This is a genomic window from Stutzerimonas stutzeri, assembly GCF_024448695.1.
Taxonomy (GTDB): domain Bacteria; phylum Pseudomonadota; class Gammaproteobacteria; order Pseudomonadales; family Pseudomonadaceae; genus Stutzerimonas; species Stutzerimonas stutzeri_T.
Map to the genome: position 1 here is coordinate 1 of NZ_JAMOHY010000060.1, position 909 is coordinate 909.

Genomic DNA, 909 nt, shown 5'->3' on the forward strand with positions numbered 1-909 from the left:
AAGGGTGAAGTCAGGCATCGCAACACCATCAGCCTGGAGCGGCTGCAACGCTTTTTGAGCTGGGCTGCCGAGCAGCATCCCGAGTTCGTGCCGAAGAAAAAACACCTGGATTCCTGGTACACCACCTACATCGGCCACCAACCGCCTGAGATTGGCCGGGCGGCTCGCCTGTTCTGGCTGGGGCTGGATGAGGCGGCGGTCGAGTCGGTTTTGCAAACGCCCGATCCGGCCAGCCTGATTGGTCGCCTGCTCAACCGTGATCTCAACGATTTCAGCTGTAGCGTCGATATCCACGGTATCGAGAAAGACTTCGACTGCGGCCCGGTACAGAACCTGTTGGAGTCCGATATCGCTTTGCGGATCGAGACCAGCAGCACCAGTGATGAATTCGACAGCCGTGTACGTGATGCCATCCAGACTCTGGTATTGAGCCGCTTAGGCGTCCTGGAGAAACCCTTCGCCAGCATGAGCGAAGAACAAAAGCGGCAGAGTCTGGAGCGCTTGCAACCCAAGCTCTCGCGTCTTGACGAGTTCGCCAACAAGGCCGTGGATATCCTCAACGACGTCCTGCACGAGTTGCGCTACGTGGTCGAGCTGCGTCACGGGGCCGTTGCGCTGGATATGCAGCGACGCATTCCCGCCGGCCAGGGCCATGTACTCAGTGCGCGCGAAGTGGCCGAGCGCAAGGAGGAAGATCGCCAGGAACTGCTCGCCAAGTTCGACATGATGATAGAGGAGGCCGGCGATTTCGATCTGCAGGTGCTGGGCGAGAAGCGCCTGACCGAAGTGTTCATGATGGAGCCGAAGAAGCTGCGCCGCACCATCCGCTTCGCCCGCCAGGATCACAGGGAAAAGATGGCCTTCGCGGTGCTGCTGGAGAGCGATCCGCGCTTCATGCATTACCACAAA

The 909-nt window shown here is 59.5% G+C and carries 1 pseudogene; it reads left to right on the top strand.

The features are described from left to right. Nucleotides 1-909 (top strand): annotated as a pseudogene (locus tag NAV32_RS17580) (RNA helicase); the annotation flags it as partial.